A 671-nucleotide genomic window follows, 5' to 3' on the forward strand; every position below is an offset into this window, starting at 1 on the left:
TACCACCAGTGAAACCATTTGCAGAACCTGAATCACCGTTAGCCACGATCGCAATAGGATCTACTGTTACCGTAACATTTGCAGTTTTAGCCTGACCAGGGTTCAGTTTATCTTCGATCTGGTAAACAACAGTATAAGTTCCTGCAGGCGTATTCGCCGCAACGTTAACTTTTCCAGTTGCAGGATCTAAAGTCACTTTAGCACCCGTTGTTGAAACCTGGGTTAAGGTAACATTTGTCAAAGTTGCTGGCGCACCGTTGTAGGTGTCGTTTGCCAATACATCTGCAACTGCAGTACCACCAATAAAGCCATTTGCAGAACCTGTATCGTTAGTTGCAACCAAAGCAGGTGCACCAACAGTTACCGTTACAGAAGCTTGTTTGGTTTGGCCAGGGTTTAGTTTATCTTCAATTTGATAAACCAGAGTATAAGTTCCGGCAGGTGTATTTGGTGCTACGTTTACTGCACCAGTTGCCGGATCTAAGCTTAAGCCTGGGTTGGTTGCCGAAACCTGTGTTAAGTTTACATTCGCCAATGTTGCCGGACTCACACCATTATAGGTATCGTTTGTCAACACATTCGGAACAGCAACACCTCCGGTAAAGCCATTGGCCGTACCGGTATCAGTATTGGCATTCATTACCGGTGCATTTACGGTTACCGTTACTGAA

1 protein-coding gene is annotated in these 671 nt (G+C 45.2%); it reads right to left on the minus strand.

The genetic code is table 11. From position 1 onward, the window contains the following. Window positions 1–671, minus strand: a 671-nt coding sequence (locus tag EA772_RS22180; protein ID WP_210405054.1) for a hypothetical protein, incomplete at both ends; no start/stop codon positions are given.

Origin of the sequence: Pedobacter sp. G11, from assembly GCF_003860265.1 — a bacterium.
GTDB classification, from domain to species: domain Bacteria; phylum Bacteroidota; class Bacteroidia; order Sphingobacteriales; family Sphingobacteriaceae; genus Pedobacter; species Pedobacter agri.